At 60.4% G+C, this 26,694-nt stretch carries 25 protein-coding genes and 1 riboswitch; of the genes, 20 read left to right on the top strand and 5 right to left on the bottom strand.

Annotation, left to right across the window (positions count from 1 at the left end; genetic code table 11):
- Positions 1-112: 112 nt before the first annotated feature.
- Positions 113-340, top strand: a riboswitch (cobalamin riboswitch).
- An 80-nt stretch (positions 341-420) separates the two neighbouring features.
- The 14 genes from cobO (at position 421) to JFT81_RS11220 (ending at position 12,003) form a co-directional block, all read left to right on the top strand.
- Positions 421-1,032, top strand: coding sequence for a cob(I)yrinic acid a,c-diamide adenosyltransferase (gene cobO / locus JFT81_RS11280; protein ID WP_003223053.1), 612 nt, complete (start codon positions 421-423; stop codon positions 1,030-1,032).
- Positions 1,029-2,429, top strand: coding sequence for a cobyrinate a,c-diamide synthase (locus JFT81_RS11275; protein ID WP_201227370.1), 1,401 nt, complete (start codon positions 1,029-1,031; stop codon positions 2,427-2,429). Before cobO ends, JFT81_RS11275 begins: the two co-directional genes overlap by 4 nt.
- A complete protein-coding gene (bluB, locus tag JFT81_RS11270; RefSeq protein ID WP_201227369.1) occupies positions 2,426-3,076 on the top strand; it encodes a 5,6-dimethylbenzimidazole synthase in 651 nt (216 codons plus the stop codon). Before JFT81_RS11275 ends, bluB begins: the two co-directional genes overlap by 4 nt.
- Positions 3,073-3,981 carry an adenosylcobinamide-phosphate synthase CbiB gene (cbiB, locus tag JFT81_RS11265; protein ID WP_201227368.1) on the top strand — a complete coding sequence of 303 codons (909 nt, stop codon included), beginning with the start codon at positions 3,073-3,075 and terminating at the stop codon, positions 3,979-3,981. Before bluB ends, cbiB begins: the two co-directional genes overlap by 4 nt.
- On the top strand, positions 3,974-4,981 hold the full coding sequence (gene cobD / locus JFT81_RS11260; RefSeq protein ID WP_201227367.1) for a threonine-phosphate decarboxylase CobD: 1,008 nt from the start codon (positions 3,974-3,976) through the stop codon (positions 4,979-4,981). Before cbiB ends, cobD begins: the two co-directional genes overlap by 8 nt.
- Positions 4,978-6,429: a cobyric acid synthase gene (locus JFT81_RS11255; protein WP_201227366.1), complete on the top strand. Its 1,452-nt coding sequence runs from the start codon at positions 4,978-4,980 to the stop codon at positions 6,427-6,429. Before cobD ends, JFT81_RS11255 begins: the two co-directional genes overlap by 4 nt.
- Positions 6,430-6,578: 149 nt before the next feature.
- Positions 6,579-7,100, top strand: coding sequence for a bifunctional adenosylcobinamide kinase/adenosylcobinamide-phosphate guanylyltransferase (gene cobU / locus JFT81_RS11250; protein ID WP_201227365.1), 522 nt, complete (start codon positions 6,579-6,581; stop codon positions 7,098-7,100).
- A complete protein-coding gene (cobT, locus tag JFT81_RS11245) occupies positions 7,097-8,152 on the top strand; it encodes a nicotinate-nucleotide--dimethylbenzimidazole phosphoribosyltransferase (RefSeq protein ID WP_201227364.1) in 1,056 nt (351 codons plus the stop codon). The genes cobU and cobT overlap by 4 nt, the downstream gene beginning before the upstream one ends.
- Entirely contained in the window at positions 8,149-8,724 is a 576-nt protein-coding gene (gene cobC / locus JFT81_RS11240; RefSeq protein ID WP_201227363.1) for an alpha-ribazole phosphatase family protein, read from the top strand. Before cobT ends, cobC begins: the two co-directional genes overlap by 4 nt.
- Position 8,725: 1 nt before the next feature.
- Entirely contained in the window at positions 8,726-9,457 is a 732-nt protein-coding gene (locus tag JFT81_RS11235; RefSeq protein WP_201227362.1) for an adenosylcobinamide-GDP ribazoletransferase, read from the top strand.
- A gap of 146 nt (positions 9,458-9,603) precedes the next feature.
- The gene (locus JFT81_RS11230; RefSeq protein WP_201227361.1) at positions 9,604-10,008 is read left to right on the top strand and encodes a MarR family transcriptional regulator; all 405 of its coding nucleotides are present in this window, start codon (positions 9,604-9,606) and stop codon (positions 10,006-10,008) included.
- 52 nt (positions 10,009-10,060) lie between these two features.
- Complete coding sequence (locus JFT81_RS11225; protein ID WP_201227360.1) at positions 10,061-11,269, top strand: MFS transporter; 1,209 nt, start codon at positions 10,061-10,063, stop codon at positions 11,267-11,269.
- Positions 11,266-11,388 (top strand): hypothetical protein, encoded by a 123-nt coding sequence (locus tag JFT81_RS29525; RefSeq protein ID WP_277952777.1) that lies wholly within the window; start codon positions 11,266-11,268, stop codon positions 11,386-11,388. Before JFT81_RS11225 ends, JFT81_RS29525 begins: the two co-directional genes overlap by 4 nt.
- A 54-nt stretch (positions 11,389-11,442) precedes the next feature.
- Entirely contained in the window at positions 11,443-12,003 is a 561-nt protein-coding gene (locus tag JFT81_RS11220; protein WP_201227359.1) for a glutathione peroxidase, read from the top strand.
- Between the two features lie 202 nt (positions 12,004-12,205).
- Here the strand turns inward: JFT81_RS11220 and JFT81_RS11215 are convergent, their stop codons facing one another.
- The 3 genes from JFT81_RS11215 to JFT81_RS11205 all read right to left on the bottom strand — a co-directional run bounded on the left by JFT81_RS11215 (position 12,206) and on the right by JFT81_RS11205 (position 14,604).
- Entirely contained in the window at positions 12,206-13,477 is a 1,272-nt protein-coding gene (locus JFT81_RS11215; protein WP_201227358.1) for an outer membrane protein transport protein, read from the bottom strand.
- 146 nt (positions 13,478-13,623) lie between these two features.
- Complete coding sequence (locus JFT81_RS11210) at positions 13,624-14,106, bottom strand: hypothetical protein (protein WP_201227357.1); 483 nt, start codon at positions 14,104-14,106, stop codon at positions 13,624-13,626.
- 273 nt (positions 14,107-14,379) lie between these two features.
- Positions 14,380-14,604: a hypothetical protein gene (locus JFT81_RS11205; protein WP_003214941.1), complete on the bottom strand. Its 225-nt coding sequence runs from the start codon at positions 14,602-14,604 to the stop codon at positions 14,380-14,382.
- A gap of 962 nt (positions 14,605-15,566) precedes the next feature.
- On the opposite strand from JFT81_RS11205, the gene JFT81_RS11200 reads away from it, so the two are divergent.
- Both JFT81_RS11200 and rmuC read left to right on the top strand, forming a co-directional pair.
- Positions 15,567-15,890: a sel1 repeat family protein gene (locus tag JFT81_RS11200; protein WP_201146755.1), complete on the top strand. Its 324-nt coding sequence runs from the start codon at positions 15,567-15,569 to the stop codon at positions 15,888-15,890.
- 175 nt (positions 15,891-16,065) lie between these two features.
- Complete coding sequence (gene rmuC, locus JFT81_RS11195) at positions 16,066-17,430, top strand: DNA recombination protein RmuC (protein WP_201228085.1); 1,365 nt, start codon at positions 16,066-16,068, stop codon at positions 17,428-17,430.
- Between the two features lie 49 nt (positions 17,431-17,479).
- On the opposite strand, the gene JFT81_RS11190 is transcribed toward rmuC, so the two are convergent.
- Both JFT81_RS11190 and JFT81_RS11185 read right to left on the bottom strand, forming a co-directional pair.
- Positions 17,480-20,950 carry a PAS domain-containing hybrid sensor histidine kinase/response regulator gene (locus JFT81_RS11190; RefSeq protein WP_201227356.1) on the bottom strand — a complete coding sequence of 1,157 codons (3,471 nt, stop codon included), beginning with the start codon at positions 20,948-20,950 and terminating at the stop codon, positions 17,480-17,482.
- Positions 20,951-21,196: 246 nt separating this feature from the next.
- The gene (locus JFT81_RS11185) at positions 21,197-21,739 is read right to left on the bottom strand and encodes a TetR/AcrR family transcriptional regulator (protein ID WP_201227355.1); all 543 of its coding nucleotides are present in this window, start codon (positions 21,737-21,739) and stop codon (positions 21,197-21,199) included.
- A gap of 91 nt (positions 21,740-21,830) precedes the next feature.
- Here JFT81_RS11185 and JFT81_RS11180 point away from each other — a divergent pair, with 91 nt between their 5' ends.
- From JFT81_RS11180 to JFT81_RS11165, 4 genes are all read left to right on the top strand, one after another.
- Positions 21,831-23,018 carry an MFS transporter gene (locus tag JFT81_RS11180; protein ID WP_201227354.1) on the top strand — a complete coding sequence of 396 codons (1,188 nt, stop codon included), beginning with the start codon at positions 21,831-21,833 and terminating at the stop codon, positions 23,016-23,018.
- A gap of 51 nt (positions 23,019-23,069) precedes the next feature.
- Positions 23,070-23,381 (top strand): cupin domain-containing protein, encoded by a 312-nt coding sequence (locus JFT81_RS11175; RefSeq protein ID WP_201227353.1) that lies wholly within the window; start codon positions 23,070-23,072, stop codon positions 23,379-23,381.
- Between the two features lie 105 nt (positions 23,382-23,486).
- Complete coding sequence (locus JFT81_RS11170; RefSeq protein ID WP_201227352.1) at positions 23,487-24,638, top strand: TDT family transporter; 1,152 nt, start codon at positions 23,487-23,489, stop codon at positions 24,636-24,638.
- Positions 24,639-24,737: 99 nt separating this feature from the next.
- A complete protein-coding gene (locus JFT81_RS11165; RefSeq protein WP_201227351.1) occupies positions 24,738-26,612 on the top strand; it encodes an MFS transporter in 1,875 nt (624 codons plus the stop codon).
- The last annotated feature ends 82 nt before the right edge of the window (positions 26,613-26,694 follow it).

Here is a 26,694-nt window from a genome sequence, read left to right as displayed (position 1 = left end):
TTGATATCATTTGTATCAGTGTGGCACAAGATTGGCGCCAGATAATTGATCGGCGGCAGTTATTCGCCCGCTGACCCCCTCTTTAATTGACGCTCCACCCCCAACCCTCTAACCTTCGCGGCTTGTTTCAGGTGCTCTGTGACCCCGTCGACAGAGTGAAACAGGGAAGCCGGTGAGGGTTGTCTTCAAGCGAAGTCACCACGATCCCGGCGCTGCCCCCGCAACGGTAAATGAGTAAAAGCTGCGCCTTGAGCCACTGCCTCGAAAGAAGCGGGAAGGCGCGCAGTCTGGCGAATGCCGCTCATGAGCCCGGAGACCGGCCTGATCCATTCAGCGGCATCACGGTGGGCGATGCCAGGCTTTTTGCCGTCTATTCTTGTGCCTGCCCGCCGTTATCCAGCCTCAACGGAGAGCTCCCCCATGACTGATTCCCCCGAGCGCGACGAGCGCCATCTGGCGCGTATGCAGCGCAAAAAAGCCGTGATCGACGAACGCATCGCCAACTCGCCCGACGAGTGCGGCCTGGTGCTGGTGCTGACCGGTAATGGCAAAGGCAAGAGCAGCTCGGCGTTCGGCATGCTCGCCCGCGCCATGGGCCACGGCATGCAGTGTGGCGTGGTGCAGTTCATCAAGGGCCGCAACAGCACCGGCGAAGAGCTGTTCTTCCGCCGCTTCCCGGAGCAGGTACGGTTCCACGTCATGGGCGAAGGCTTCACCTGGGAGACCCAGGATCGTCAACGCGACATCGCCGCCGCCGAGGCCGCTTGGGCCGTCTCCCGTGAACTGCTGCGCGATCCATCGATCGGCCTGGTGGTGCTCGATGAATTGAACATCGCCCTCAAACACGGTTATCTCGATCTCGATCAGGTGCTCAGCGATTTGCAGGCGCGTCCGCCGATGCAGCACGTGATCGTCACCGGTCGCGCGGCCAAGCCGGAAATGATCGAAATGGGCGACACGGTCACCGAAATGGGCATGCTCAAACACGCCTTCCAGGCTGGCATCAAAGCGCAGAAAGGCGTCGAACTTTGAATCAACCACGTCACTGCCCGGCGGTACTCATTGCCGCGCCGGCCTCCGGTCAGGGCAAGACCACCGTCACCGCCGCGCTCGCCCGTTTGCATCGCAATCAGGGGCGCAAGGTGCGCGTTTTCAAATGCGGCCCGGACTTTCTCGATCCGATGATTCTCGAGCGCGCCAGCGGTGCGCCGGTGTATCAACTGGACATGTGGATGGTCGGCGAGCAGGAAAGTCGTCGTCTGTTGTGGGAAGCCGCCGCTGAGGCCGATCTGATCCTGATCGAAGGCGTGATGGGGTTGTTCGATGGCACGCCATCGAGCGCCGATCTGGCGCGACATTTTGGTGTGCCGGTGCTTGGAGTGATCGACGGCACGGCCATGGCGCAGACCTTTGGTGCGTTGGCGCTGGGCCTGGCGAAGTATCAGCCGGATCTGCCGTTTGCCGGAGTGTTGGCCAACCGTGTCGGCACTTTGCGCCACGCACAATTGCTCGAAGGCAGCCTCACTGAAGGTTTGCGCTGGTACGGCGCGTTGTCTCGCGAGACCGGCATCGAACTGCCGAGTCGACATCTTGGTCTGGTCCAGGCCAGCGAACTGAATGACCTTGATATGCGCCTCGACGCGGCCGCCGACGCGCTGGCCAGCAGTTGCGAGGTAGCGCTGCCACCGGCTGTGGAATTTGCCGCACCTGACGTAGTTGTCGCAGAACCGCTGCTTGAAGGCGTGCGTATCGCGGTCGCACGTGATGAGGCGTTTGCCTTCACCTATGGCGCGAGTCTCGATCTGCTGAGGGCGATGGGCGCCGAACTGAGTTTCTTCTCGCCGATCCGCGACACGCAATTACCTGTGGCGGACAGTCTGTATCTGCCCGGTGGTTACCCGGAGTTGCATCACGTTGCGCTGTCGCAAAACACCGCGATGCTCGACGCGATCCGTGCGCATCATGCGGCCGGCAAACCGTTACTCGCCGAGTGTGGCGGCATGTTGTATCTGCTCGATTCCTTGACCGACGTCGAAGGCACTCGCGCCGAGCTGGTCGGTTTGCTGGTGGGCGATGCGGTGATGCAAAAGCGTCTGGCGGCGTTGGCGCTGCAAGCGGTGGATCTGCCGGAAGGCTCTCTGCGTGGCCACACCTATCACCATTCGCTGACCACCACTGAGCTGACGCCGATTGCCCGTGGCTTGAGCCCGAATGGCGGGCGCGGGGCTGAGGCGGTTTATCGGGAAGGGCGGATGACGGCTTCTTATGTGCACTTCTATTTCCCGTCGAATCCTGTGGCTGTCGCGGCACTCTTTGCGCCTGATGCCGAGGCCGCCTTCGCGAGCAGGCTCGCTCCCACAGTAAGTGATGCAGTGTCTGAAGAAACTCGGTCTCCTGTGGGAGCGAGCCTGCTCGCGAAGGGGCCATGAAAGATAACGCATATACAGAGGCCGAACGCCAAGCCGTCTATAGAGCCATCGCCGAACGCCGCGACATGCGCCACTTCACTGGCGGCACAGTCGAGCCCGAATTGCTGCGCCGTTTGCTCGAAGCCGCCCATCAGGCGCCGAGCGTCGGTCTGATGCAGCCCTGGCGTTTTATCCGCATCAGCGACCGTACCCTGCGCGGCCAGATCCAGAACCTCGTCGAAGAAGAACGCGTCCGTACCGCCGAAGCCCTGGGCGAGCGCAGCGATGAGTTCATGAAGCTCAAGGTCGAGGGCATCAACGACTGCGCCGAAGTGCTGGTGGCGGCGCTGATGGACGATCGCGAAAAACACATCTTCGGTCGCCGCACGCTACCGGAAATGGACATGGCGTCGTTGTCCTGTGCGATTCAGAACCTCTGGCTGGCCTCCCGTGCCGAAGGACTGGGCATGGGCTGGGTCTCGCTGTTCGAGCCGCAGGCGCTGGCCGACCTGTTGAAATTGCCGGCCGGGGCCAAGCCGCTGGCGGTGTTGTGTCTGGGCCCGGTCAAGGAATTTTATCCGGCGCCGATGCTGGTACTCGAAGGGTGGGCGCAGGCGCGTCCGCTCAATGAGTTGCTGTACGACAATTATTGGGGAGTGAGTCAATGAGTGTGGCGTTGTTGAGTGTCGCCGCAGTTGCGCTGGATGCGTTGCTGGGTGAACCGAAACGCTGGCATCCGCTGGTGGCATTCGGCAATTTTGCCGGGCGCATCGAGCAACGTTTCAATGCCGCCGGCCGAGGCTGGCGCAGTCATGGCGTCACGGCCTGGGTGATCGCGGTGCTGCCGTTGACGCTGCTCGCGACGGCATTTTCCTGGGCACCTTATGTCGGTTGGCTCGTCGAGATTCTCGCGCTGTATTGCGCCCTCGGCATGCGCAGCCTCGGTGAGCATGTCGCACCCGTGGCCGCTGCGTTGCGCGCGGATGATCTGGACGAAGCACGCAAGCGCGTCGGTTATCTGGTCAGCCGTCAAACCGATGAGCTCGACAGCACCGCTGTCGCCCGCGCCGCCACCGAATCGGTGCTGGAGAACGGCAGCGACGCGGTATTCGCCGCGCTGTTCTGGTTTGTCGTCGCCGGTGCGCCGGGCGTGGTGCTCTATCGCTTGAGCAATACGCTCGACGCGATGTGGGGTTATCGCAACGAACGTTTCGAACGTTTTGGCTGGGCAGCGGCAAAAATCGACGACGTGCTCAACTACATTCCTGCGCGTCTGGTTGCGTTGACCTACGCGCTGCTGGGTAAAACCCGACTGGCGTTGAAGTGCTGGCGCACCCAGGCGCCGCAGTGGGACAGCCCCAACGCAGGTCCGGTGATGGCGGCGGGTGCCGGTGCGCTCGGTGTTGAGCTGGGCGGCCCAGCGATCTATCACGGCGAATTGCATGAGCGTCCGCAACTCGGCGAGGGCGCGCCAGCCGATGCCGATTCCATTGATCGCGGCTGGCAATTGGTGCAGCGCGGGGTATGGTTGTGGCTGCTGATTCTTTGCGTGGGGGCTGAATTCTATGCTTGAGCACGGTGGCCGCTTGCGCAAAGCGGCGCAGCAATACGGCATCGCCGAAAGCGATTGGCTTGACCTGTCCAGCGGTCTGGCACCGTGGCCATTTCCGGTTCCGGATATCCCGCTGCGCGCCTGGGCACGCTTGCCGGAAACCGACGATGGTCTGGAACAAGCTGCCTGCGACTACTACGGTGCATCGCAGGTATTACCGGTCGCCGGTTCACAGATGGCCATCCAGTTGCTGCCGCGCTTGCGCCGGGCCGGCAAGGTTGGCGTGTTGTCGCCGTGCTACGCCGAGCATGCCGAGGCATGGCGCCGCAGTGGTTACATCGTGCGTGAGGTCATGGAGCAGGAAGTCGAGTTTTTTCTCGACAGCCTCGACGTGCTGGTGGTGGTCAATCCGAACAATCCGACCGGCCTGAGCCTGACCCCGGCGCGCCTGCTCGACTGGCATGCGCGACTGGCGCAGCGCGGTGGCTGGCTGGTGGTCGATGAAGCGTTCATGGACAACTCACCACAATTCAGCCTGGCAGCCCATGCGCATCAGGTCGGCTTGATCGTATTGCGTTCGTTCGGCAAATTTTTCGGTCTGGCCGGGGTGCGTCTGGGGTTTGTGCTGGCCGAGCGCAAGTTGCTCAGGCTGCTTGCCGAACAGGTCGGGCCGTGGGCGGTCAGCGGGCCGACGCGGGTACTCGGGCAGGCGTGCCTGGAAGACACCGAGGGCCATACCCGACAACGGATTCGCAGCGATGAAGCGAGCTCAAGACTGGCCTCGTTGCTGGAGCGCTACGGCTTCAAGCCCCAGGGCGGCTGCGCGCTGTTCCAGTGGCTGATCACCGAGCACGCCCAGACACTGCACGACTTCATGGCGCGGCGCGGCATTCTCCTGCGCATCTTCACGCATAACAGCAGCCTGCGTTTTGGCCTGCCTGCCGATGCCGGCGAAGAGGCGCGTCTTGAACAGGCGCTGCAAGCATTCACCAAGGATTGCTCCAAGGAACAGTCAGCATGACAACCCTGATGGTGCAGGGCACCACTTCCGATGCCGGTAAAAGTACGCTGGTCACGGCGCTGTGCCGCTGGGCAACCCGTCAGGGTGTAGCGGTGGTGCCGTTCAAGCCGCAGAACATGGCGCTCAACAGCGCAGTGACCGCCGACGGCGGCGAGATCGGCCGTGCGCAAGCGGTGCAAGCGCAAGCGGCGTTTCTCGCGCCGCACACTGACATGAATCCGGTGCTGCTCAAACCCAACAGCGATACCGGCGCGCAGGTGATCATCCATGGTCGCGCGGTCACCAGCATGAACGCCGTCGCCTATCACGACTACAAAGCCATCGCGATGAAAGCGGTGCTCGCCTCGCACGAGCGCCTCTGTGCGGCGTATCCGTTGGTGATGGTCGAAGGCGCAGGCTCGCCAGCGGAAGTCAATCTGCGTGCCGGCGACATCGCCAACATGGGCTTTGCCGAAGCAGTCGATTGCCCGGTGTTGCTGATTGCCGACATCAATCGCGGTGGGGTTTTCGCGCACTTGGTCGGCACCCTGGAACTGCTCTCGCCAAGTGAGCAGGCACGGGTCAAAGGCTTCATCATCAACCGTTTTCGCGGCGACATCGCCCTGCTGCAACCGGGCCTGGACTGGCTTGAGCAGCGCACCGGCAAGCCGGTCGTGGGTGTGTTGCCGTACGTGATGGATCTGCATCTGGAAGCCGAAGACGGCATCGATCAACGCCAGACCGACAAGGCTGAGCAGCTGTTGAAAGTGCTGGTGCCGGTGCTGCCGCGCATCAGTAACCACACCGATTTCGACCCGTTGCGATTACATCCGCAGGTCGATCTGCAATTCGTTGGTCCGGGGCAGGCAATTCCTGCGGCGGATTTGATCATCCTGCCCGGCTCAAAAAGCGTGCGCAGTGACCTGGCGTATCTGCGCGCCAATGGCTGGGACGTGGCGATCAGTCGGCACTTGCGTTACGGCGGCAAAGTGCTGGGGATCTGTGGCGGTCTGCAAATGCTCGGTGAGCAGGTACATGACCCGCTGGGGCTGGAGGGCGCGGCGGGTTCCAGTGCCGGTTTGGGTTTGTTGGCGTTTGATACGACGCTGGAGGCCGAGAAACAGCTGCGCAATGTGCGGGGAAGATTGGCGCTGGAAGAGGCCGAGGTCAGCGGCTATGAAATTCATGCTGGCGTGACCACCGGGCCGGCCTTGGAAAACGCCGCGGTGCATCTGGATGACGGCCGCTGCGATGGTGCGCAGAGTGCTGACGGGCAAGTGTTCGGCACGTATCTGCATGGCTTGTTCGAGTCGCCGGCGGCCAGTGCGGCGTTGTTGCGCTGGGCCGGCTTGAGTGATGTGCAGGAAGTGGATTACCACGGCTTGCGCGAGCGTGATATCGAGCGCTTGGCGGATCTGGTGGAAAAGCATCTCGATACCGGTTTGTTGCGTCAGCTCTGTGGGATCTGAATTGCCTATGCAGGCCTCATCGCTGGCAAGCCAGCTCCCACAAGTCTTGATGTAGGTTGCAAATTTTGTGAACACCTTTGAACCCTGTGGGAGCTGGCTTGCCAGCGATGAGGCCGCTTGCCTCACGACACATTTTCCTGGATGAACCGATGCTCCAACTGATCCTCGGCGGCGCCCGCTCCGGCAAAAGTCGCCTGGCGGAAAAACTCGCCAGCGAAAGCAATTTGGCGGTGACCTACATCGCCACCAGCCAGCCGCTGGACGGTGAAATGAGCGACCGCGTAGCCCATCACCGCGCCCGCCGTCCCGCTGAATGGGCGCTCATCGAAGAGCCGCTGACGCTGGCTCGCGTGCTGCGCGAAAACGCCAGCACCGAGCGCTGCCTGCTGGTCGATTGCCTGACGTTGTGGCTGACCAATCTGCTGATGCTTGACGATGCCGAGCGCCTCGTCGCCGAGCGCGAAGCCCTGCTCGAATGCCTGGCGTCACTGCCGGGGGAAATCATTTTTGTCAGCAACGAGACCGGAATGGGTGTCGTGCCGCTGGGCGAATTGACTCGCCGCTACGTCGATGAAGCCGGTTGGCTGCATCAAGCTCTGGCTGAGCGCTGTCAGCGTGTCGTCCTGACCGTCGCCGGCCTGCCCCTGACTCTGAAAGGACCTGCGTTATGACTCAATCGTGGTGGCTCAATCCGTGCAAACCGGTGGATGCGAATGTCGTTGCACAAGCGGCGGCGCGGCAGCAGCAACTGACCAAACCGGCCGGTTCGCTCGGTCGGCTTGAATCGGTTGCGGTGCAACTGGCTGGCCTGCAAGGGCAGGTCAAACCGACGCTCGAACAGGTCTGGATTGCGATTTTCGCCGGTGACCATGGCGTGGTCGCTGAAGGGGTTTCTGCGTTCCCGCAGGAAGTTACCGGGCAGATGCTGCTCAATTTTGTCAGCGGCGGCGCGGCGATCAGTGTGCTGGCGCGACAACTCGGTGCGCAGCTTGAAGTGGTGGATCTGGGCACGGTGACGCCGTCGCTGAATCTACCCGGTGTGCGTCATCTGAACATTGGGCTGGGCACGGCGAATTTCGTGCAGGGCGCGGCGATGACACAGGCGCAGGGCGAGCTCGCTTTGCTGGCCGGTCGTGACAGCGTGCTGCGCGCGAAAGAGGCGGGTGCGCAGTTGTTCATCGGCGGCGAAATGGGCATCGGCAACACCACCGCGGCGAGCGCCGTGGCTTGCGCGTTGCTGGATTGCCCGGTGGCGCTGCTGACCGGTCCGGGCACTGGCTTGAACGCCGAAGGTGTCAGCCGCAAAGCGCAAGTGATCGAGCGCGCGTTGTCACTGCATGCGGCGCAGCGGGGCGATGCCTTGCAGACGCTGTTCAACCTCGGTGGTTTCGAGATTGCAGCGCTGGCCGGTGGTTATCTGGCCTGCGCTCAGGCAGGCGTTGCGGTATTGGTCGACGGCTTTATCTGCACGGTCGCCGCGCTGGTCGCTGTGCGCCTGAATCCGGCGTGCCGCGAGTGGTTGTTGTTCGGCCATCGTGGTGCCGAGCCGGGTCATCGGCATGTCCTGGAAGCTCTGCAAGCCGAGCCGCTGCTGGAACTCGGTCTGCGTCTGGGCGAGGGCAGCGGTGCTGCGTTGGCGGTACCGTTGTTGCGTCTGGCCTGTGACCTGCACGGGCAGATGGCGACGTTCGCAGAAGCGGCAGTGGCGGATCGCCCGGCATGACGTTGCGTCTGGATCTGCTGCGTCACGGCGAGACTGAACTGGGCGGAGGGTTGCGCGGCAGTCTGGACGATGCGCTAACCGACACCGGTTGGGCACAGATGCGCACGGCGGTGGTTGCGGCGGGGCCATGGGATCGTCTGGTCAGCTCGCCATTGCAGCGTTGTGCGCGTTTCGCTGATGAACTTGGCGAGCAACTGAATCTGCCGGTGCAACGGGACAAGGATCTGCAGGAACTGCATTTCGGCGCGTGGGAAGGGCAGAGCGCGGCGGCGTTGATGGAGACGGATGCGCAAGCACTCGGGCTGTTCTGGGCTGATCCTTATTCGTTTACACCGCCACAGGGCGAGCCGGTCAGTGATTTTTCTGTGCGGGTATTGGCGGCGGTCAAGCGTCTGCACGAGGCCTATGCCGGTGAACGGGTGTTACTGATCAGTCATGGCGGTGTGATGCGTTTGCTGCTGGCGCAGGCGCGGGGTTTGCCGCGTGAACAATTGCTCAGCGTTGAAGTGGCGCATGGTGCGCTGTTTTCCCTGACGGTCGAGGCCGACGGTTCGCTCAAGGAAGGTCACTGATATGTTGCCGCTGTGGATCGCCCTGCAATTTCTCAGCAGCCTGCCGATTCGTTTACCGGGGATGCCCGAGCCCGAACAGCTTGGGCGTTCACTGCTGTTTTATCCGCTGGTGGGTCTGCTGTTCGGTGCGATTCTCTGGGGGTTGAATCTGTTCTTGGCTGGCGCGCCGCTGTTGCTGCACGCAGCGCTGCTGTTGACGGTGTGGGTGCTGCTCAGTGGCGCGTTGCACTTGGATGGTCTGGCCGATAGCGCCGATGCCTGGCTCGGTGGTTTTGGTGATCGCGAGCGCACGCTGACAATCATGAAGGATCCGCGCAGCGGGCCGATTGCGGTGGTGACGCTGGTGTTGGTGTTGCTGCTGAAGTTTGCCGCGCTGCTGGCGTTGATCGAGCAACAGCAGGGGGCGGCATTGATCATCGTGCCGTTGCTGGGGCGGGCGGCGTTGCTGGGGTTGTTTCTGACCACGCCGTATGTGCGTGCGGGTGGCTTGGGCCAGGCGTTGGCGGATCATTTGCCACGTCGTGTTGGCTGGTGGGTGCTCGGGGTAAGTGCGCTGGCATGCTTAGTGATCGCCGGGTCTGGCGCGATTGTCGCGTTGGTGCTTTCCGTTGGAGTGTTTGTCTGGCTGCGGCGAGTGATGATGCGGCGGTTGGGCGGGACGACGGGGGATACGGCGGGGGCGTTGCTGGAATTGCTGGAGATGGCGGTGCTGGTTGGATGGGTTTTGGTCTGACAGGTTTGGATTGACTTTACTGGCCTCTTCGCGAGCAGGCTCGCTCCCACAGGGGGGCATATATTAAATGTGGCAGGCGCCACGAATGTTATGGGTAAACTCATCTGTAACTTGATTTAACACATTCGCGGGTATATACACGCATCATGCTTTCTTCTCAGTGTTTGTGCACCAACCTGCGTCGCGCCGCGCGTGGCGTCAGCAGGCATTACGACGGCGCTCTCGATGGCTTCGGGATCAACGTTGCCCAGTATTCTCTGCTGTGCAATCTGCAACGTCTGGATCAACCGAGCATCTCCGAACTCGCCGAGGCCATGGGCCTGGATCGCAGCACCCTGGGACGCAATGTGCGCGTGCTGGAGGGTGAAGGGTTGGTGGCGCTGGCGGAGGGTGCTGACATGCGCAACCGCATCGTCCGGCTCACCGAAACCGGTGCGCAACGCCTCGCAGCAGCGCTGCCGGCCTGGGAAGCGGCGCAGCAACGGCTGATCGACCGTCTGGGCGCCGAGAAGCGTGAAACCTTGCTCAAATTGCTGGATGAACTGGCCTGACGCCAGTTTTTTCAGGTTCAAGCGGGTATATACCCGCGACCGGAGAATAACAATGACATCGATGTGGCGTACGTGCGGTTGGGTGTTGGTCGGAAGTGCGCTGATTCTGGCGTTGTCACTGGGCGTGCGTCACGGCTTCGGTTTGTTTCTGTCGCCGATGAGTGCGCAGTTCGGCTGGGGGCGCGAAGTGTTTGCCTTCGCCATCGCTTTGCAGAACCTGATCTGGGGCTTGGCGCAGCCGTTCACCGGGGCGCTGGCCGACCGTTTCGGTGCGGCAAAAGTGGTGCTGGTCGGCGGTGTGCTGTACGCCGCGGGGTTGGTGTGCATGGGCCTGTCGGATTCGGCGGTAACCTTGTCGCTGAGTGCCGGCCTGCTGATCGGTATCGGCCTCTCAGGCACGTCGTTTTCAGTAATCCTCGGCGTGGTCGGACGCGCCGTGCCGCCGGAGAAACGCAGCATGGGCATGGGCATTGCCAGCGCTGCCGGCTCCTTCGGCCAATTCGCCATGTTACCGGGCACCCTGGGGTTGATTGGTTGGCTCGGCTGGTCAGCAGCGTTGTTGGTGCTGGGCCTGCTGGTGGCGATGATCGTGCCGCTGGTGAGCATGCTCAAAGACAAGCCGCTGCCGCTGGCCGGCCATGAACAGACGCTGTCCGAAGCCCTGCGTGAGGCATGTTCGCATTCGGGGTTCTGGCTGTTGGCGTTCGGTTTTTTCGTCTGTGGTTTTCAGGTGGTGTTCATCGGCGTGCATTTGCCGGCCTATCTGGTCGATCAGCATCTGCCGGCAACTGTCGGCACCACCGTTCTGGCGCTGATCGGGCTGTTCAATATCTTCGGCACTTACACCGCCGGCTGGCTCGGTGGGCGCATGTCGAAACCACGCTTGCTCACCGCGCTGTACCTGTTGCGTGCGGTGGTGATCGCGCTGTTTCTGTGGCTGCCGGTGACCACCACATCGGCGTATCTGTTCGGCATGGCCATGGGCTTTTTATGGTTGTCGACTGTGCCGTTGACCAACGGTACGGTGGCGACCTTGTTCGGCGTGCGCAACCTGTCCATGCTCGGTGGCATCGTGTTCCTGTTCCATCAGCTTGGCTCTTTTCTGGGCGGCTGGCTGGGCGGGGTGGTGTATGACCGTACCGGGAGTTATGACTTGATCTGGCAAGTGGCGATTCTTCTCAGCCTGCTGGCGGCGGCGTTGAACTGGCCAGTGCGCGAGCGCCCGGTTGCTCGCCTGCAAGCCAGTGCGAGCCCCGCATGAGCCGAGTCTGGCCACGTATTGCCATCACCGCACTCGGCGTCGCTCTGCTGGCGCTGGTGTGGTGGGGTTGGCATCAGGGCGGTCTGGCGTTGATGCAACTGGGCATGAGCATTTGCTAGAACGTGGCACGGCGAGTAACGTCGAGTTCTGACGAACGCTCAAGGATGCTCGAGATGCTGATGCGCTGGTGTGCGGTTCCCGCTTTGTTGATGGCGTTGACCGGATTGGCTCAGGCCGCCGATTGCCCGGAAGTATTGCAAGGCTCGTTGCCCAAGTTGCGGGCTAAAGAGTCCATTGATCTGTGCAAGCAGTACGCCGACAAACCGCTGGTGGTGGTCAACACCGCCAGTTTCTGCGGGTTCGCGCCACAGTTCGAAGGGCTTGAGGCGCTGCATAAGCGCTACGAAGGGCAAGGGCTGGAAATGCTCGGCGTTCCTTCCAATGACTTCAAGCAGGAGTCCAAGGACAGCGCCGAGACTGCCAAGGTCTGCTACGCCAACTATGGCGTGACTTTCGCCATGACCGAACCGCAAAAAGTCCGTGGTGATGACGCTACGCATATGTTCCAGGTGCTGGCTGCACAAAGCAGCGCGCCGAAGTGGAATTTCTACAAATACGTGATTGATCGCCAGGGCAAGGTCATCGCCAATTTCTCCAGCCTGACCAAACCGGATGATCCGGAGTTTATTGCCGCGATCGAAAAGGCCATCGCCTCGAAACCCCTCAACCCCTGACGCGCACAGCCTTTGTAGGAGCAGAGCTTGCTCGCGAAAGCGGTGTGTCAGTTGATGGATAAGCTGCCTGACCTACCGCTTTCGCAAGCAAGCTCTGCTCCTGCTGGGGTTGTGGTGTTTTGAACAGGCATGAAAAAGCCCCGCTTTCTGCAAAGAGAGCGGGGCTTTTCAGTGGGCGAGGGGTTAGCCTCGCCGCGCAGCATCAGAAGCGGTAAGTAGCGCCGACACCGAAACCGTTCGCCGAGTTTTCATACTTGGCGTCGTAGGTCTGGCCACGATCGTTTTCGTTGTGGATCTTCACCGACTCTTCTTTCAGGTACGAGTAAGCAACGTCGATGGTCAGGTCCTCGGTCGGGCTCCAGCCGGCACCGATGCTGAAGATTGTCCGGTCGCCAGTAGGAATACGTGGCGAGCGGTCGACGTTGTTGGTCGGCGATTGGTCAAAGGTCAGACCGGTACGCAGTACCCATTCCTTGTTCAACTGGTACGACGTACCCACGGCGTAAGCCCAGGAGTCGTGCCAGTTCTGGTCTTCGGTGATCTCGCCAAACTGACCGGCCAGCAGCGGCTGAACGCCCGAGTTTTCTACGGTGATCTTTTTCAGCTGGCTCCAACGGGTGAAGGTGGAACCGGCATAGACGTTCCACTGGTCGTTGATGGCCTGGGTGACCGAGAAGTCCACGGATTCAGGCGTGGTGATCTTCAGCGAAGCGTCGTACTTCTGGTTGGCGCCCAGGCCGATTGCGCCCAGCACACCGTAGTTGACCTTGGTGTTGCCTTCGAGCTTGTAGTCGACTTTCGAGTGGTAAGTCAGACCCAGGCGAGTGGTGTCAGTGGCTTGCACCAGCACACCAATGTTGTAGCCCAGTGCGGTGTCGTCACCCTTGATCTTGACCTTGCCGTCCGGAGCGGCCTGAGTGATCGACAGGTTCGATTCCAGGGTGCCGTCGATGCGGTTGATGGTCGGACCGAAACCGATCGACACCACGTCGTTGAACTTGTAGCTCACGGTTGGCTGGAAGGTGATGACTTGTACTTCGGACTTGCTGCCGAAGTAGCGGCCGGCGAAGTTGTTTTCGTAGTCGGTAATCAGGCCGAACGGCACGTAGACACCGAGACCGAATGCCCAATGCTCATCGATCGGTTTGACGTAGAAGCCCATAGGTACGGAGGTGAAGGGCACCATGTCGCCTTTGTTGCTGCCGCCGTTAGGGCTGGAGCTGGCATCGCTGATATCGGTTTTTGCGTCGAGGAAAGCAACACCACCAGTGACTTCTTCACGCTCGATGCGCGACATGCCGGCAGGGTTGCCATAAATAGTGCTTGCGTCGTCGGCAGAAGAGGATCGCCCAGCGTAACCAGTGCCCATCCCGCTGATACTGTGTTCGTTGATGGCAAAGCCAGCTGCGAAGATCTGGGTGGATGCCATGGTAACGGCGAGGCTAAGGGTGGTTTTGAGCATTACTTTTTTCATTATTAGAACTCCTGGTGATCACCGGGGCGAAAATTACCAAGATTTTCGTCCCAGCGCTATAGTCCGTATGCCTTGAGTTAGAGCGGTTTTGTAGGACAATCCGACCAGAATCGCGACCTGTTGGCAGATCTTCTGAAACCAGTCGGTCAGCAAGCGACCTGATTCAATGTTGAAACACAGGTTTGCCAGGCGTAAGTGAAGTCGCGCAGACGACCTTGGGGTTGAAAGGTCTGGCGCCAGATACGCGCCATTCCCAGCAAATCGTTTGAGTCGGGGAGGGTGGGGTTTTGCTCTTCGACCAGCAGCCAGGCAATGGCCGTGGCGTAACGCAGATTGACCGTCAGTTCCAGGTGCGGGCCGGTCAGGAAAGCATGCTGGCTGGCGAGGCCGCGAACCAGGCTGGCGCGTTCCGGGTCGAGCGCCAGATAATCATCCCAAAGGGCTTGGTGACGGTGCTCGGCGATGCGGTACAGGCCGTGGCCCCGGCGGTCATGCAGGGCGGAGCCGAGAGCGGATTGGCTGGCGGCGATGCCCAGCAGCAGAGATTCGGCAGTCGCGCTGTGGCGTCCCAGATAGATCAGCGTGGGACGGATCACGTAGCGGCACAGTTCGCTGGCAGCGATACCCATAAAACCCTCGGTTCTTGTTATTAATGGCGAGACCTGAAGGGGGCTTGGCAGCAGTGGATCGGTTCAGGCTCGCCGCAAGCGGATCACGCCGCTTGAGTTGAAGTGTAGTGTCATATTCGCGACGTAAAGGCCTGTTTTTAAAATATTTCCGGCTTCGAGTTATAACCGTTATATCCGTTGGTGCTTAAGCGCCAGCGGCAAAAAGTGAAACATCGGGCAATAAAAAGCCCCGCATTTTGTGCGGGGCTTTTGCTTTTGCAGCCTTTTCGGCTTTCAGGCAACCAGTGCCTGACGTGTACGGTCGATCACGGCCTGCAGCGGTTCAGCGCTGGAGTATTGATCTGGGTACAGACGCTCGCTGTGGCGGGCGATACCGTGTTCGTTGACCAATGTGAAGCTGAAGCAGCCTTTGCGAGCGGCCATGATCAGGCAGTTCATCGGAGCAAAAGCGTTGGTTAGGGTGCGAATGGCATCCTGAGTATGGATTTGAGTAGACATAGTTATTAGGTGTTCCTACAAATGACACGGATAAGAACCGTGCAACGTTAAAACGTTCCAGTAACGTCGACCACCATTGGTCGAACGAAGAACCCGACTGGAACAAAGCAGCCAGTTTGAAGCGCTTATAAGTTGGCGCGCTTGGGCTGGCAGGTAGGTACTTAGGAGGGCAGGCAACACATCAAGGGCAAAGGTTCTGGGCCCGGGGTGAAGATCCTGATCAATTTGCAGGTTGGTTCGGTCAGAGTAAGTGGCCTTCGCAACACCCTTTGCATTTATCAAAGGCAGTGCTGTCGCAAGATTTACCTGGAAACCATCGAGGGGTCGTTCCCGCTGTTTTCGGTAGGGGCTTCTTGGAAGAAGGCTGACCGTGGGGATGTGTTCGACCGGAATTGACTTTCAGCTTGGTACTAACGCCGCGGATAGTAACGGATCGAAATGGCTAAAGCAAATCCTTGTTGAAAAAACATTGCAAGTGCCGCGAAGGTCTGCTCGCGCCGTTGCGAGTGCGCCCCGTATTGGCTCATTTATCGACCATCGGTCGGTGAAGAATTTGTCATGAAGTGGCGTGCCAGACCGGTTTATCCCCAGATGAGGCCCCAAACGACCCGAAAAAGCGCATCGATATAACCGGGTAACAGGTACTTGTGCACATTAGTTGCGCGAGCTGTAACAACGCTGTCACACCAAACCTGACCCCGGTGGCTGCCTGCATCGAAAGTTTAAGTCAATGAAAAACATCGCTTTTTTTTGTTGGTGAAAAAATCGTCAGTTTGACTGCGGGCCCCATTCTACAAGGCTTTGCGAGGGTTGAAGGACGGTTGTCCACTGAGTTATCCACAGCTTCTGTGGATTGTCCCGAGCGCTTGCTCTAGCACGGGCGTGCCGGGTTATTTTTCGACTTTACCTGTAAGAAAAAGAGAGTAGAGTGGCGCGCCTTCCGATCTGTCCCACAGTGCTTTATGAAGTTTCGCTCAGTATCAGACTCTGTTACCTCACAACTCCCTCCTGTTACCCCGCCCAAGCGATTTTCCGTGCGTGTGGCCGAATGGCTACTCGACAGCCCGCGCCTGAGTGACAGCCATAATGCCAAGCACCTCGCCGGCCGCCTGCTCAAGCAACCGGCGCGCGAAGGCGTTGTGGCTGCACAAAGCCGCCTCGGCCAGCTGATGTGCCGCGAGTGTGGCAATGCCCGTGACCGACGTATCGGCCACGACCTGTTGCGCCAGGCTGCCCGCGCCGGCGACCTGCGTGCGCAACAGGAACTGGGCCTCATCGAAGACTGAGCTGTCCAAGCTCTGACACCTTGGTTAACCTTCAGGCTTTATCGGATCGGCAGGAGTCGCTATGGCTATGGACTTGACCAGCGTGTTGCTCGGTCTCGCAGGCGCAGGGTTGCCGCTGTTGGCGCTGGCCTGGCAACTACAGCGCCGGGCAAGCACCGGGCAGGCCGAGGTTGGCGTGCTCGAAGAGCGCCTGGCCATGGCGCAACTGGCGCAGGATGGCCTTAACGCTCAGCTTGAAGCCAGTCGTGACGAAGTAGCCGACCTTGGTCAGGCCAATGCCGCCAAGCAGGCCGAACTGGCGGCCCTGCGTCGCGAAGTCGAGTTGCTGCAGATCGAGCGCGACGACGCCCGTGACGCGTCCCATGCCTGGAACCTCGAGCGTGCCAGCAAAGAAGCCGAACTGCGCCGCCTCGACGCTCAGGCCGCTTCGCTGAACGCCGAACTGCGTGAGCAGCAGGACAGCCATCAACAACGTCTCAACGACCTGCAAGGCTCGCGCGATGAGCTGCGTGCGCAGTTCGCCGAGCTGGCCGGGAAGATCTTCGACGAACGTGAACAGCGCTTCGCCGAGACCAGCCAGCAGCGTCTCGGGCAGTTGCTCGATCCGTTGAAAGAACGCATTCAATCCTTCGAAAAACGTGTGGAAGAAAGCTATCAGGCCGAAGCCCGCGAGCGCTTCTCGCTGGCCAAGGAACTGGAGCGGTTGCAGGCCCTCAACCTGCGTCTGAGCGACGAGGCAACCAACCTGACCCGAGCCCTCAAAGGTCAGAAGACCCAAGGTAACTGGGGCGAATTGATCCTCGAACGCGTGCTCGAACACGCCGGCCTGGAAAAGGGCCGCGAGTACCAGACGCAGGTCAATCTAAAGGGCCCGGACGGCGAGCGCTTCCAGCCCGACGTGATCATTTACCTGCCGGGTGACAAGCAAGTGGTGGTCGACTCCAAAGTCAGTCTCACGGCGTATCAACAATATGTTGCGGCTGATGACGACAGCCTCGGGCAAATCGCGATCAAGCAGCACGTGCTGTCGCTGCGTAATCACGTCAAAGGCCTGGCCGGCAAGGATTACAAGCGCCTGGAAGGCCTGCACAGCCTCGATTTCGTTTTATTGTTCGTGCCGATCGAAGCGGCGTTTTCGGCCGCCTTGCAGGCTGAGCCGAGCCTGTTTCAAGAGGCGTTCGACCGCAACATCGTCATCGTCAGCCCGACCACGCTGCTGGCAACGCTGCGGGTGATCGACAGCCTTTGGAAGCAGGAGCGCCAAAGCCAGAACGCCCGGGAAATCGCCGAGCGCGCCGGCTGGCTGTACGACAAATTCGTCTTGTTCATTCAGGACCTGGACGAAGTCGGCAATCGCTTGCAACAACTGGACAAGGCCTACAGCTCCGCGCGCAACAAACTCACAGAAGGGCGCGGCAACCTGGTCAGCCGCAGTGAACAGCTGAAATTGCTGGGCGCGCGGGCGAGCAAGAGCCTGCCGGCGGATCTGCTGGAACGGGCGATGACCGATGTCGACGGCTTGGTCGAGTTGCCAGAATAAAGACCAGAGATCGCAGGTAGGAGCTGCCGAAGGCTGCGATCTTGTGCTTTTAAAGCGGCACATACCGACTCAACAACGCCCGCAACGCCGCTGGCTTAACCGGTTTGGCCAGATAATCCAGCCCCGCCGCATGCACCTGCGCCACCATCTCCGGGCGTCCGTCAGCACTGATCACCACCCCCGGCACCGGCTCGCCCAGCGTGGTGCGCAACCACGCCATCAACTCAGTCCCGGTATCGCCGTGATCAAGGTGATAGTCGACCAACGCCAATTGTGGGCGCACTCCGTCGTTTAGCAGCGCCGCACATTCTTCACGATTGCGCGCGGTCCAGACCTGACAACCCCAACGGCTCAACAAGCTGTTCATGCCGATCAGAATGCTGTCTTCGTTATCGATGCACAGCACCTGTGCGCCGCTCATTAATTTGCCATTCAACTCGGCGACGGGGCTGGCTGGCACGGTTTGCGTGCGCGCCAACGGCACGCTGACACTGAACACGCTGCCGCGTCCCGGCCATGAACGTACGCGCAGCGTGTGGCCGAGCACGCGACACAAACCGTCGGCAATTGCCAAGCCCAGCCCAAGGCCTTTTTCGGCGCGGGTCTGATGGCTGTCGAGGCGTTTGAACTCCTCGAAAATCACCTGCTGTTTGTCTTCAGGAATGCCGGGGCCGCGATCCCATACTTCCAGACACAACTCGCCACCGCGTCGCCGTACGCCCAATAGCACCGGGCCCTTGGCATAACGGAAAGCGTTGGTGAGGAAGTTTTGCAGGATTCGTCGCAGCAGCTTGATGTCGCTGTCGATACGCATATGGCTGCCGCGCACACGGAACGTCAAGCCTTGTTCCTGCGCCAGAGCCTTGAACTCCGCGCCGAGAGTGTCGAACAACTCATTGACTGCAAACGGCTTGCGATCCGGGTTGATCTTGCCGTTTTCCAGCCGGGAAATGTCCAGCAGGTCGCTGATCAGATCCTCAGCCGAACGCAGTGAGCTGTCGAGATGCTGCACCAGTTTCTGCGCCTCGCTGCTCAAGCCGTCGTCCTGGTGGGAGAGGGCGGCGGAGAACAGGCGCGCGGCGTTCAACGGCTGCATCAAGTCGTGACTGACGGCGGCGAGGAAACGGGTTTTCGACTGGTTCGCCGCCTCGGCGGTGCCTTTGGCTTCGGTGAGTGCGACGTTGAGTTGCGACAGTTCCTGTGTCCGCTCGCTGACCCGCTGCTCCAGCCCTTCGTTGGCCTCGGTCAGTGCCTGTTCGGCTTCGCGGAACGCGGTGATGTCGGTGAAGCTCATGACGAAACCGCCGCCCGGCATCGGGTTGCCGATCAGTTCGATCACCCGGCCGTTGGGGAACAGCCGTTCTGACGTATGTGCGCGGCCCTGACGCATCCAGTGCAAGCGGCGGGCAACGTGGACTTCCGCTTCGCCGGGCCCGCACAAACCGCGTTCGGCGTTGTAGCGAATGATGTCGGCAATCGGCCGGCCGACGCTGATCAAGCCGTCCGGGTAATTGAACAGCTCCAGATAACGACGGTTCCAGGCCACCAGCTTCAGTGACTGGTCGACCACGCTGATGCCTTGGGTGATGTTCTCGATCGCGCCTTGCAACAGGGCTCGGTTGAATTGCAGGACTTCCGACGCTTCGTCGGCGATTCGGACGACGTCCTCCAACTGCATTTCCCGTCCTTCGATGGCGGCTTTTACTACAGCGCGTGTCGAAGAAGCGCCGAGGACACCGGCCAGCAGACGTTCGGTGTGGGCGATCCATTCGCCGTCGGCATTCTGATTCGGATTGAAGCCTTTGCCTTGGCGGTAAGCGAAACGAATGAAGCTTTGGCGTGCGCGTTCTTCACCGACAAAACGCGCCGCCAGTTGCAGCAAATCGTCAATTTGTACCGCGAGCATTGAACGCGCACTCGGCCGGGCACTGATTTCCTGACCGATAAAACGCCCGGCCTGCCAGTGCTCGGAGACGCGTGTGCGGGACAGCACCGAGACCCACGCGAAGAGGGTGAAGTTACCGGCCAGCGACAGCACCACGCCTTGAGTCAGCGGCGTGATTGGCAGGTTCAGCGGGTTGCTGTGCAGCCACGCCAGGCCGGGAAAACTGCTCAGCGACCAGCCAAGACTGTGCGCGGCAATCGGCAGGATCAGCGTGTAAAACCACAGGAACGTACCGGCAGCGAGACCGGCGAACACTCCGCGACGGTTGGCCTGTTTCCAGTACAGCGCGCCGAGCATCGCCGGTGCCAGTTGCGTGACCGCCGCGAAGGCGATCTGGCCGATGGTCGCCAGGCTGGCCGTCGAACCGAGCAAGCGATAGCTGACGTAGGCGAGCAGCAGGATCAAAACGATGCTCACCCGACGCACCGAGAGCATCCATTGGCGGAACACCTCGAACGGGCGCTCGGCGTTGTTGCGCCGCAGCAACCATGGCAGCAGCATGTCGTTGGAAACCATGGTCGACAGCGCCACGCTGGCAACGATGACCATGCCGGTCGCTGCCGATGCGCCACCGATAAACGCCAGCATCGCCAACGCCGGGTGGGCCTGAGCCAGCGGCAAACTGATCACGAATGAGTCTGGCAGCACGTCACTGGGCAGCAGCATCTGACCGGCCAACGCGATAGGGACTACAAACAGCGCGGCCAAGGCGAGATAAGCCGGGAATACCCATTTGGCCAAGCGCAGATCTTGCGGATCGATGTTCTCCACCACCGTGACATGAAACTGCCGGGGCAGACAGATGATTGCCATCATCGCCACGCCGGTCTGCACGACCATCGACGGCCAATTAATCGTCTCTTTCCAGTATTCCTCAAGGCGCGGGGCGAGCATGGCCTGATTGAACAAGTCGTCGAAACCGTCATACAGGCCATAAGTCACGAAGGCGCCGACGGCAAGAAACGCGAACAGTTTGACCAGCGATTCAAAGGCAATCGCCAGCACCATGCCGCGGTGGTGCTCGGTGGCGTCGAGGTTGCGCGTACCGAAGACGATGGTGAACAGCGCCAGTACCAGCGACACAATCAATGCAGTGTCCTGGGCGCGGGTGCCCATGGCGTCGGCACCGGCACCGATCAGCAGGTTGACGCCGAGAACGATGCCTTTGAGTTGCAAGGCTATATAAGGCAGAACGCCGACCAGGCAGATCAGCGCGACCACCACCGCCAGGGTTTGCGATTTACCGTAGCGCGCGGCAATGAAGTCGGCGATGGAAGTGATGTTTTCCTGTTTGCTGATCATCACCATTTTTTGCAGAACCCACGGCGCGCCCACCAACAGCAGGATCGGCCCGAGGTAAATCGGCAGGAATGACCATAGTTGCTCGGCGGCCTGGCCGACCGCGCCGAAGAATGTCCAACTGGTGCAATAAACCGCCAGCGACAGGCTGTACACCCAGGCACGCATACGCGGCGGCAAAGGTGCGCTGCGACGGTCGCCGTAGAAGGCGATGGCGAACATGATGGCCATATAGGCCAGGGCGACGGCGGCGATCAGCCCGCTGGACAACGACATGCAACACTCCTGACAGAAGACCTCCCGGCACTCCTGCCCGGGCGGACAGTCTCGCATGCGCGGGGCGGTTAGTCAGTGTCGACCAAGGTCGTGGAGCGGCGGGGTGTCGCAGGTGTGGAACCGGGTGGTTTTATGGTGACTGGGCGGGCCTCATCGCTGGCAAGCCAGCTCCCACAATTTTCCGGGCGTATACAAAATTCCCATTCGCTGGAGATCTCTGTGGGAGCTGGCTTGCCAGCGATGGCGTCAGCCCTGTTGCAACGCGATATCGATCAACCGATGCAACTCTTCAACCTCCAGCGCCGCTGCCGAAAACAGAATGCGAAACACCACCGGCGCCACCACCAGATTAATCAAATGATCAACGCTCGGCGCCTGCTCATCGGGATGCCGCTCAATGATCGTCTGCAATTGCGCGCCAATAATCGTCACGCAATACCCCGGCGTCGCGCTCGCCTGCACGTCGCGCATCACGTTGCGGCCGGGCTCGGAACTCATCTCGTCGAGATACTGTTCGGCCCAGGCGCGAATATCGCTGCGCAAGCTGCCGGTTTCTGCCGGCTCGATGTCCGGGCGCATGCGGGCGAGGGCGACGTCAGCCAATAACGCCGCCAGATCGCCCCAGCGCCGATAGATCGTCGACGGCGTAACCCCCGCGCGCGCCGCGATTTGCGGGACGGTCACGGTTGAGCGCTCCTGCTCTTGCAGAAGCGCGTGGACTGCCGAATGAATCGACTCTTGCACCCGGGCACTGCGGCCGCCGGGGCGTAAACCTTCTTTAATAGCCATGGGGCAGACCTTAACACAAAGAATTTGCTTTAAGAGCAAGCCGAGAGCACACTCCGCAAAAGCAAAAAATTAGCTTTTGCGGAGTGTGCACATGACCAGCCTTGCGTCCCATCGATCCAGCCTGTGGTTTCTGGCGATTACCTTACTGAGTTTTCTCGCGGCTTCCACGGCGCCGACGCCGCTGTATCACCTGTATCAGGATCAACTGCAGTTCTCCTCAGCGGTGCTGACGCTGATCTTCGGCGTCTACGCACTCAGTCTGTTGGCGGCACTATTAACAGTCGGCTCGCTGTCTGACCATTTGGGACGCAAACCGGTGATCTTCGTCGCCGTGCTGCTCAATGCACTGGCGATGCTGTTGTTCATCTATGCCGACAGCGTGACATGGCTGATCAGCGCGCGCGTCTTGCAAGGTTTTGCCACCGGCATGGCCACCGCGGTGTTGAGCGCGACGCTGCTCGACACTGATCGCCAGCAAGGGCCGTTGATCAACAGCGTGGCGCCCTTGCTGGGCATGGCAATGGGCGGCATGGGTTGTGGGCTGCTGGCCGAATTCGCCCCGGCGCCATTGCAACTGACGTACTGGCTGTTGCTGGCGTTGTTTGTGTTGCAGGCGCTGTATGTCTGGCGTTTGCCGGAAAGCGTCAGCCGACAAACCGGTGCCTGGGCGTCGTTGCGGCCGACCTTGCATGTGCCGGTTCAAGCGCGCGCGACGTTGTGGAAAGTCCTGCCGTTAAACACTGCTACATGGGCATTGGGTGGTTTTTACGCCTCGCTGGCACCGTCATTGGTGCGCACGGCGACCGGTTCGACGTCCAACCTGATTGGCGGGGCAACCGTGGCGGCATTGACCGTGACCGGCGCGCTGATGATCTTCAGCCTGCGCAATCGCAGCGCCAGACGCTCGCTGCAATTGGGCGCGAGTTTGCTGCCGATCGGTCTGATGCTGATTCTGCTCGGTGTACACAGCGCCAGTTTGACGGTGTTTTTCCTCGGTACTCTGGTCGCCGGTTGCGGCTTCGGCTCGGGTTTTCTCGGTGCCGTGCGCAGCCTGGTGCCGCTGGCCTTGCCTCATGAGCGCGCCGGTTTGATGTCAGCGTATTACGTGCTCAGTTATCTGGCGTTTTGCTTGCCAGCCTTGCTCGCCGGGCACTTGGCGCGCAGCTTTGGCTTGCTGGCGACCACTGATGGCTACGGTGCAGTATTGATCGTGCTGGCGGTTGGCGCGCTGTTACTCAGCTTGCGTCCAGCCGCGGCCAAGGTTTGCAGCGCTCCATAACGGCTGTGGTTTCGGTTAGCCTTGAGTGAGTTTCCTCTCACGGATCGACGCATGAAGATAATTCGCAGCAAGTCTTTTACCGCCGAGCGCGCCTGGGGCGCGCTGGACATCGCCAACATGAACGGCATCACCACGCGCCTGCACTGGACCGATCAGCCGTACAAGTGGCACGTCAACGATGGCGAAGAAGTGTTCGTGGTGCTCGATGGCCAAGTGCTCATGCATTACCGCGAACTGGGCGAGGAAAAACAGGTGCAGCTTGAAGTTGGTGACATCTTCCATGCGTCGGTCGGCACCGAGCATGTCGCGCATCCGCAGGGCGCGGCGCGGATTCTGGTGATCGAAGCGGAGGGCAGTGTCTGACCGCTTATTGATAAAACAGATAACAGTTAGAGATATTACCCGTTATATAGATATTCGATTCGGTTCTACCATGGACTCAACCTCACCAGAGGACAGGAGTTCACGATGACTTGCCCCAACAGCAGCAAACCCGGCATCAAGCCGTTCAGCCAGCTTCAGCATCCGCGTGAAGTGATCCGTCAATTCACCCCGAACTGGTTCGCCGCGACCATGGGTACCGGCGTGCTGGCGTTGGCGCTGGCGCAATTGCCACTGGCCATTCCCGGCCTGCACGCGGTTGCCGAAGGTTTGTGGCTGTTCAACATTCTGTTGTTCACGCTGTTTACCGTTGCCTACGCTGCCCGCTGGATGCTGTTCTTCGACGAGGCGCGGCGGATTTTCGGGCACTCCACCGTGTCGATGTTCTTCGGCACTATTCCCATGGGCCTGGCGACGATCATCAACGGTTTTCTGGTGTTTGGTCTGCCGCGTTGGGGCGATGGCGTGATTCACCTTGCCGAAGTGCTGTGGTGGATTGATGTGGCGATGTCGCTGGCCTGCGGCGTGTTGATTCCGTACATGATGTTTACCCGGCAAGAACACAGCATCGATCAGATGACCGCCGTTTGGCTGTTGCCGGTAGTGGCCGCGGAAGTCGCGGCGGCCAGTGGTGGTTTGCTCGCGCCGCATCTGACCGATGCCCACTCGCAACTGGTGGTGTTGACCACAAGCTACGTGCTCTGGGCATTTTCCCTACCCGTGGCGTTCAGCATTCTGACGATCCTGCTGCTGCGCATGGCGCTGCACAAATTGCCTCACGAAAACATGGCTGCGTCGAGCTGGCTGGCCCTCGGCCCGATCGGTACGGGCGCCTTGGGCATGTTGTTGCTCGGCGGCGATGCCCCGGCGATCTTTGCGGCTAACGGCTTGCCGGGTATTGGCGAAATTGCTGCGGGGCTGGGACTGGTCGGCGGGATCACCTTGTGGGGCTTCGGGTTGTGGTGGATGTTGATGGCGCTGCTGATCACCGTGCGCTATCTGCGCGACGGCATTCCTTTCAATCTTGGCTGGTGGGGCTTCACATTTCCGCTGGGGGTTTATTCGCTGGCGACGCTGAAACTGGCGAGTGTTCTCAACCTGACGTTTTTCAGCGTATTCGGCACGGCACTGGTGACGTTGCTCGCGGTGATGTGGCTGATCGTCGGCAAACGTACCGTGCAGGGCGCTTGGCGCGGTGAGCTGTTTGTCTCGCCGTGCATCGCAGGTTTAAAGAAATAACCTGAAAAGTTTAGGTAAGGTGTGGCCTGGAACGCGGTTCGAGATTCCAATAAGAAGTATCCAGGCCCCTCTCTAAGAAAAATCAGGGAAACACGGAAGATGAGTCACCCCTCACAGTTCAACCTGCTGCGTACCCGGCGTTTCCTGCCGTTCTTCATCACGCAGTCGCTCGGTGCGTTTAACGACAACGTGTTTAAACAGTCGCTGATCCTCGCGATTCTTTATCGGTTGGCCATCGAGGGAGACCGCTCGATCTGGGTCAACCTGTGTGCGCTGCTGTTTATCCTGCCGTTCTTCCTGTTCTCGGCGCTGGCCGGTCAATTCGGTGAGAAGTTCGCCAAGGACGCGTTGATCCGTGTAATCAAACTCGCCGAAATCGCCATCATGGCGATAGGATCGGTCGGTTTTCTGTTTGACCATCTGTCGCTGATGCTGGTGGCGCTGTTCGCCATGGGCACGCACTCGGCGTTGTTCGGGCCGGTGAAGTATTCGATTCTGCCGCAGGCATTGCGCGAGGACGAATTGGTCGGCGGCAACGGTCTGGTGGAGATGGGCACGTTTCTGGCGATTCTCGCCGGCACCATCGGCGCGGGCGTCATCATGTCGTCCACGCACTACGCACCGCTGGTCTCCGGCGCCATCGTCGGGATTGCGGTGCTCGGTTATCTGGCCAGTCGCAGCATTCCGCGAGCGGCGGCGGCAACGCCGCAAATGCGCCTGAACTGGAACATCTTCAGCCAATCCTGGGCGACCCTGAAACTCGGTCTGGGCCAGACCCCGGCGGTGTCACGCTCGATTGTCGGCAACTCGTGGTTCTGGTTTGTCGGGGCGATTTACCTGACGCAGATCCCGGCTTACGCCAAGGAGTGGATGCACGGCGACGAAACCGTGGTCACGCTGATCCTGACCGTGTTTTCGGTCGGTATTGCTTTGGGGTCGATGCTTTGCGAGAAGCTCTCCGGGCGCAAAGTCGAGATCGGTCTGGTGCCGTTCGGCTCGTTCGGTCTGACCGTGTTCGGGCTGCTGCTGTGGTGGCATTCCGGTGGAATCCCCGACAGCGTCACCGGCCACAGCTGGATTGAGGTACTGGGTTTCGTCCACACCTGGGCGGTATTGATCGACATTCTCGGTCTCGGCGTTTTCGGCGGTTTCTACATCGTGCCGCTGTACGCCCTGATCCAGTCGCGTACCGTCGAGAGTGAGCGGGCGCGGGTGATCGCGGCCAACAACATTCTCAACGCACTGTTTATGGTGGTGTCGGCCATTGTCTCGATCGTGTTGTTGAGCGTGGCGAAACTGTCGATCCCGCAGCTGTTCCTTGTGGTCTCGTTGCTGAACATCGGTGTCAACGCCTACATCTTCAGGATTGTTCCCGAGTTCAGCATGCGTTTCATGATCTGGTTGCTCAGCCATTCCATGTACCGTGTCGAGCATCGCAACCTCGAAGCAATCCCGGATGAAGGGGCAGCGTTGCTGGTGTGCAACCACGTATCGTTCGTCGACGCCTTGCTGATTGGCGGCGCGGTGCGTCGGCCGATTCGCTTTGTCATGTACTACAAGATCTACAACCTGCCGGTGCTGAACTTTATCTTTCGCACGGCGGGGACAATTCCTATCGCTGGGCGCCAGGAAGACATTCAGATCTACGAAAAAGCCTTCACCCGCATCGCCCAGTATCTGAAGGACGGTGAGCTGGTGTGCATCTTCCCGGAAGGCAAATTGACGGCTGATGGTGAGATGAACGAGTTCAAGGGTGGGCTGACGCGCATTCTCGAAGAGACGCCGGTGCCGGTGATTCCGCTGGCATTGCAGGGGTTGTGGGGGAGTTTCTTCAGTCGCGATCCGAACAAGGGTGTGTTCCGTCGCTTGTGGTCGCGGGTGACGTTGGTGGCGGGTTCGCCTGTTGCTGTTGAAGGGGCGGAGCCGGCGAAGTTGCAGGGTTTGGTGGGCGAATTGCGTGGGGCCGTCAGATAGTTGTTGTCTGATCTGGCCTCATCGCGGGCAAGCCCGGCTCCCACAGGTTTCTCGGGTGTGCACAGGATCGTGTGTTCACTGG

The organism is Pseudomonas sp. TH43 (assembly GCF_016650635.1).
Lineage (GTDB): Bacteria > Pseudomonadota > Gammaproteobacteria > Pseudomonadales > Pseudomonadaceae > Aquipseudomonas.
The sequence above is the reverse complement of the archived record's forward strand: the minus strand, read 5'-3'. Positions and strand labels throughout refer to the sequence as shown.

What these genes read in the sequence shown, in the direction of transcription:
- cobC (WP_201227363.1), top strand. Translation starts at nt 8,149, where the DNA reads ATGACGTTGCGTCTGGATCTGCTGCGTCACGGCGAGACTGAACTGGGC.
- JFT81_RS29525 (WP_277952777.1), top strand. Translation starts at nt 11,266, where the DNA reads ATGAGCCGAGTCTGGCCACGTATTGCCATCACCGCACTCGGCGTCGCT.
- JFT81_RS11165 (WP_201227351.1), top strand. Translation starts at nt 24,738, where the DNA reads ATGAGTCACCCCTCACAGTTCAACCTGCTGCGTACCCGGCGTTTCCTG.
- cobO (WP_003223053.1), top strand. Translation starts at nt 421, where the DNA reads ATGACTGATTCCCCCGAGCGCGACGAGCGCCATCTGGCGCGTATGCAG.
- JFT81_RS11190 (WP_201227356.1), bottom strand. Translation starts at nt 20,950, where the DNA reads ATGTCGTTGTCCAGCGGGCTGATCGCCGCCGTCGCCCTGGCCTATATG.
- JFT81_RS11180 (WP_201227354.1), top strand. Translation starts at nt 21,831, where the DNA reads ATGACCAGCCTTGCGTCCCATCGATCCAGCCTGTGGTTTCTGGCGATT.
- JFT81_RS11185 (WP_201227355.1), bottom strand. Translation starts at nt 21,739, where the DNA reads ATGGCTATTAAAGAAGGTTTACGCCCCGGCGGCCGCAGTGCCCGGGTG.
- JFT81_RS11225 (WP_201227360.1), top strand. Translation starts at nt 10,061, where the DNA reads ATGACATCGATGTGGCGTACGTGCGGTTGGGTGTTGGTCGGAAGTGCG.
- JFT81_RS11205 (WP_003214941.1), bottom strand. Translation starts at nt 14,604, where the DNA reads ATGTCTACTCAAATCCATACTCAGGATGCCATTCGCACCCTAACCAAC.
- JFT81_RS11255 (WP_201227366.1), top strand. Translation starts at nt 4,978, where the DNA reads ATGACAACCCTGATGGTGCAGGGCACCACTTCCGATGCCGGTAAAAGT.
- cbiB (WP_201227368.1), top strand. Translation starts at nt 3,073, where the DNA reads ATGAGTGTGGCGTTGTTGAGTGTCGCCGCAGTTGCGCTGGATGCGTTG.
- JFT81_RS11230 (WP_201227361.1), top strand. Translation starts at nt 9,604, where the DNA reads ATGCTTTCTTCTCAGTGTTTGTGCACCAACCTGCGTCGCGCCGCGCGT.
- JFT81_RS11235 (WP_201227362.1), top strand. Translation starts at nt 8,726, where the DNA reads ATGTTGCCGCTGTGGATCGCCCTGCAATTTCTCAGCAGCCTGCCGATT.
- JFT81_RS11220 (WP_201227359.1), top strand. Translation starts at nt 11,443, where the DNA reads ATGCTGATGCGCTGGTGTGCGGTTCCCGCTTTGTTGATGGCGTTGACC.
- cobU (WP_201227365.1), top strand. Translation starts at nt 6,579, where the DNA reads ATGCTCCAACTGATCCTCGGCGGCGCCCGCTCCGGCAAAAGTCGCCTG.
- JFT81_RS11210 (WP_201227357.1), bottom strand. Translation starts at nt 14,106, where the DNA reads ATGGGTATCGCTGCCAGCGAACTGTGCCGCTACGTGATCCGTCCCACG.
- JFT81_RS11200 (WP_201146755.1), top strand. Translation starts at nt 15,567, where the DNA reads ATGAAGTTTCGCTCAGTATCAGACTCTGTTACCTCACAACTCCCTCCT.
- cobT (WP_201227364.1), top strand. Translation starts at nt 7,097, where the DNA reads ATGACTCAATCGTGGTGGCTCAATCCGTGCAAACCGGTGGATGCGAAT.
- JFT81_RS11215 (WP_201227358.1), bottom strand. Translation starts at nt 13,477, where the DNA reads ATGAAAAAAGTAATGCTCAAAACCACCCTTAGCCTCGCCGTTACCATG.
- JFT81_RS11170 (WP_201227352.1), top strand. Translation starts at nt 23,487, where the DNA reads ATGACTTGCCCCAACAGCAGCAAACCCGGCATCAAGCCGTTCAGCCAG.
- bluB (WP_201227369.1), top strand. Translation starts at nt 2,426, where the DNA reads ATGAAAGATAACGCATATACAGAGGCCGAACGCCAAGCCGTCTATAGA.
- JFT81_RS11175 (WP_201227353.1), top strand. Translation starts at nt 23,070, where the DNA reads ATGAAGATAATTCGCAGCAAGTCTTTTACCGCCGAGCGCGCCTGGGGC.
- cobD (WP_201227367.1), top strand. Translation starts at nt 3,974, where the DNA reads ATGCTTGAGCACGGTGGCCGCTTGCGCAAAGCGGCGCAGCAATACGGC.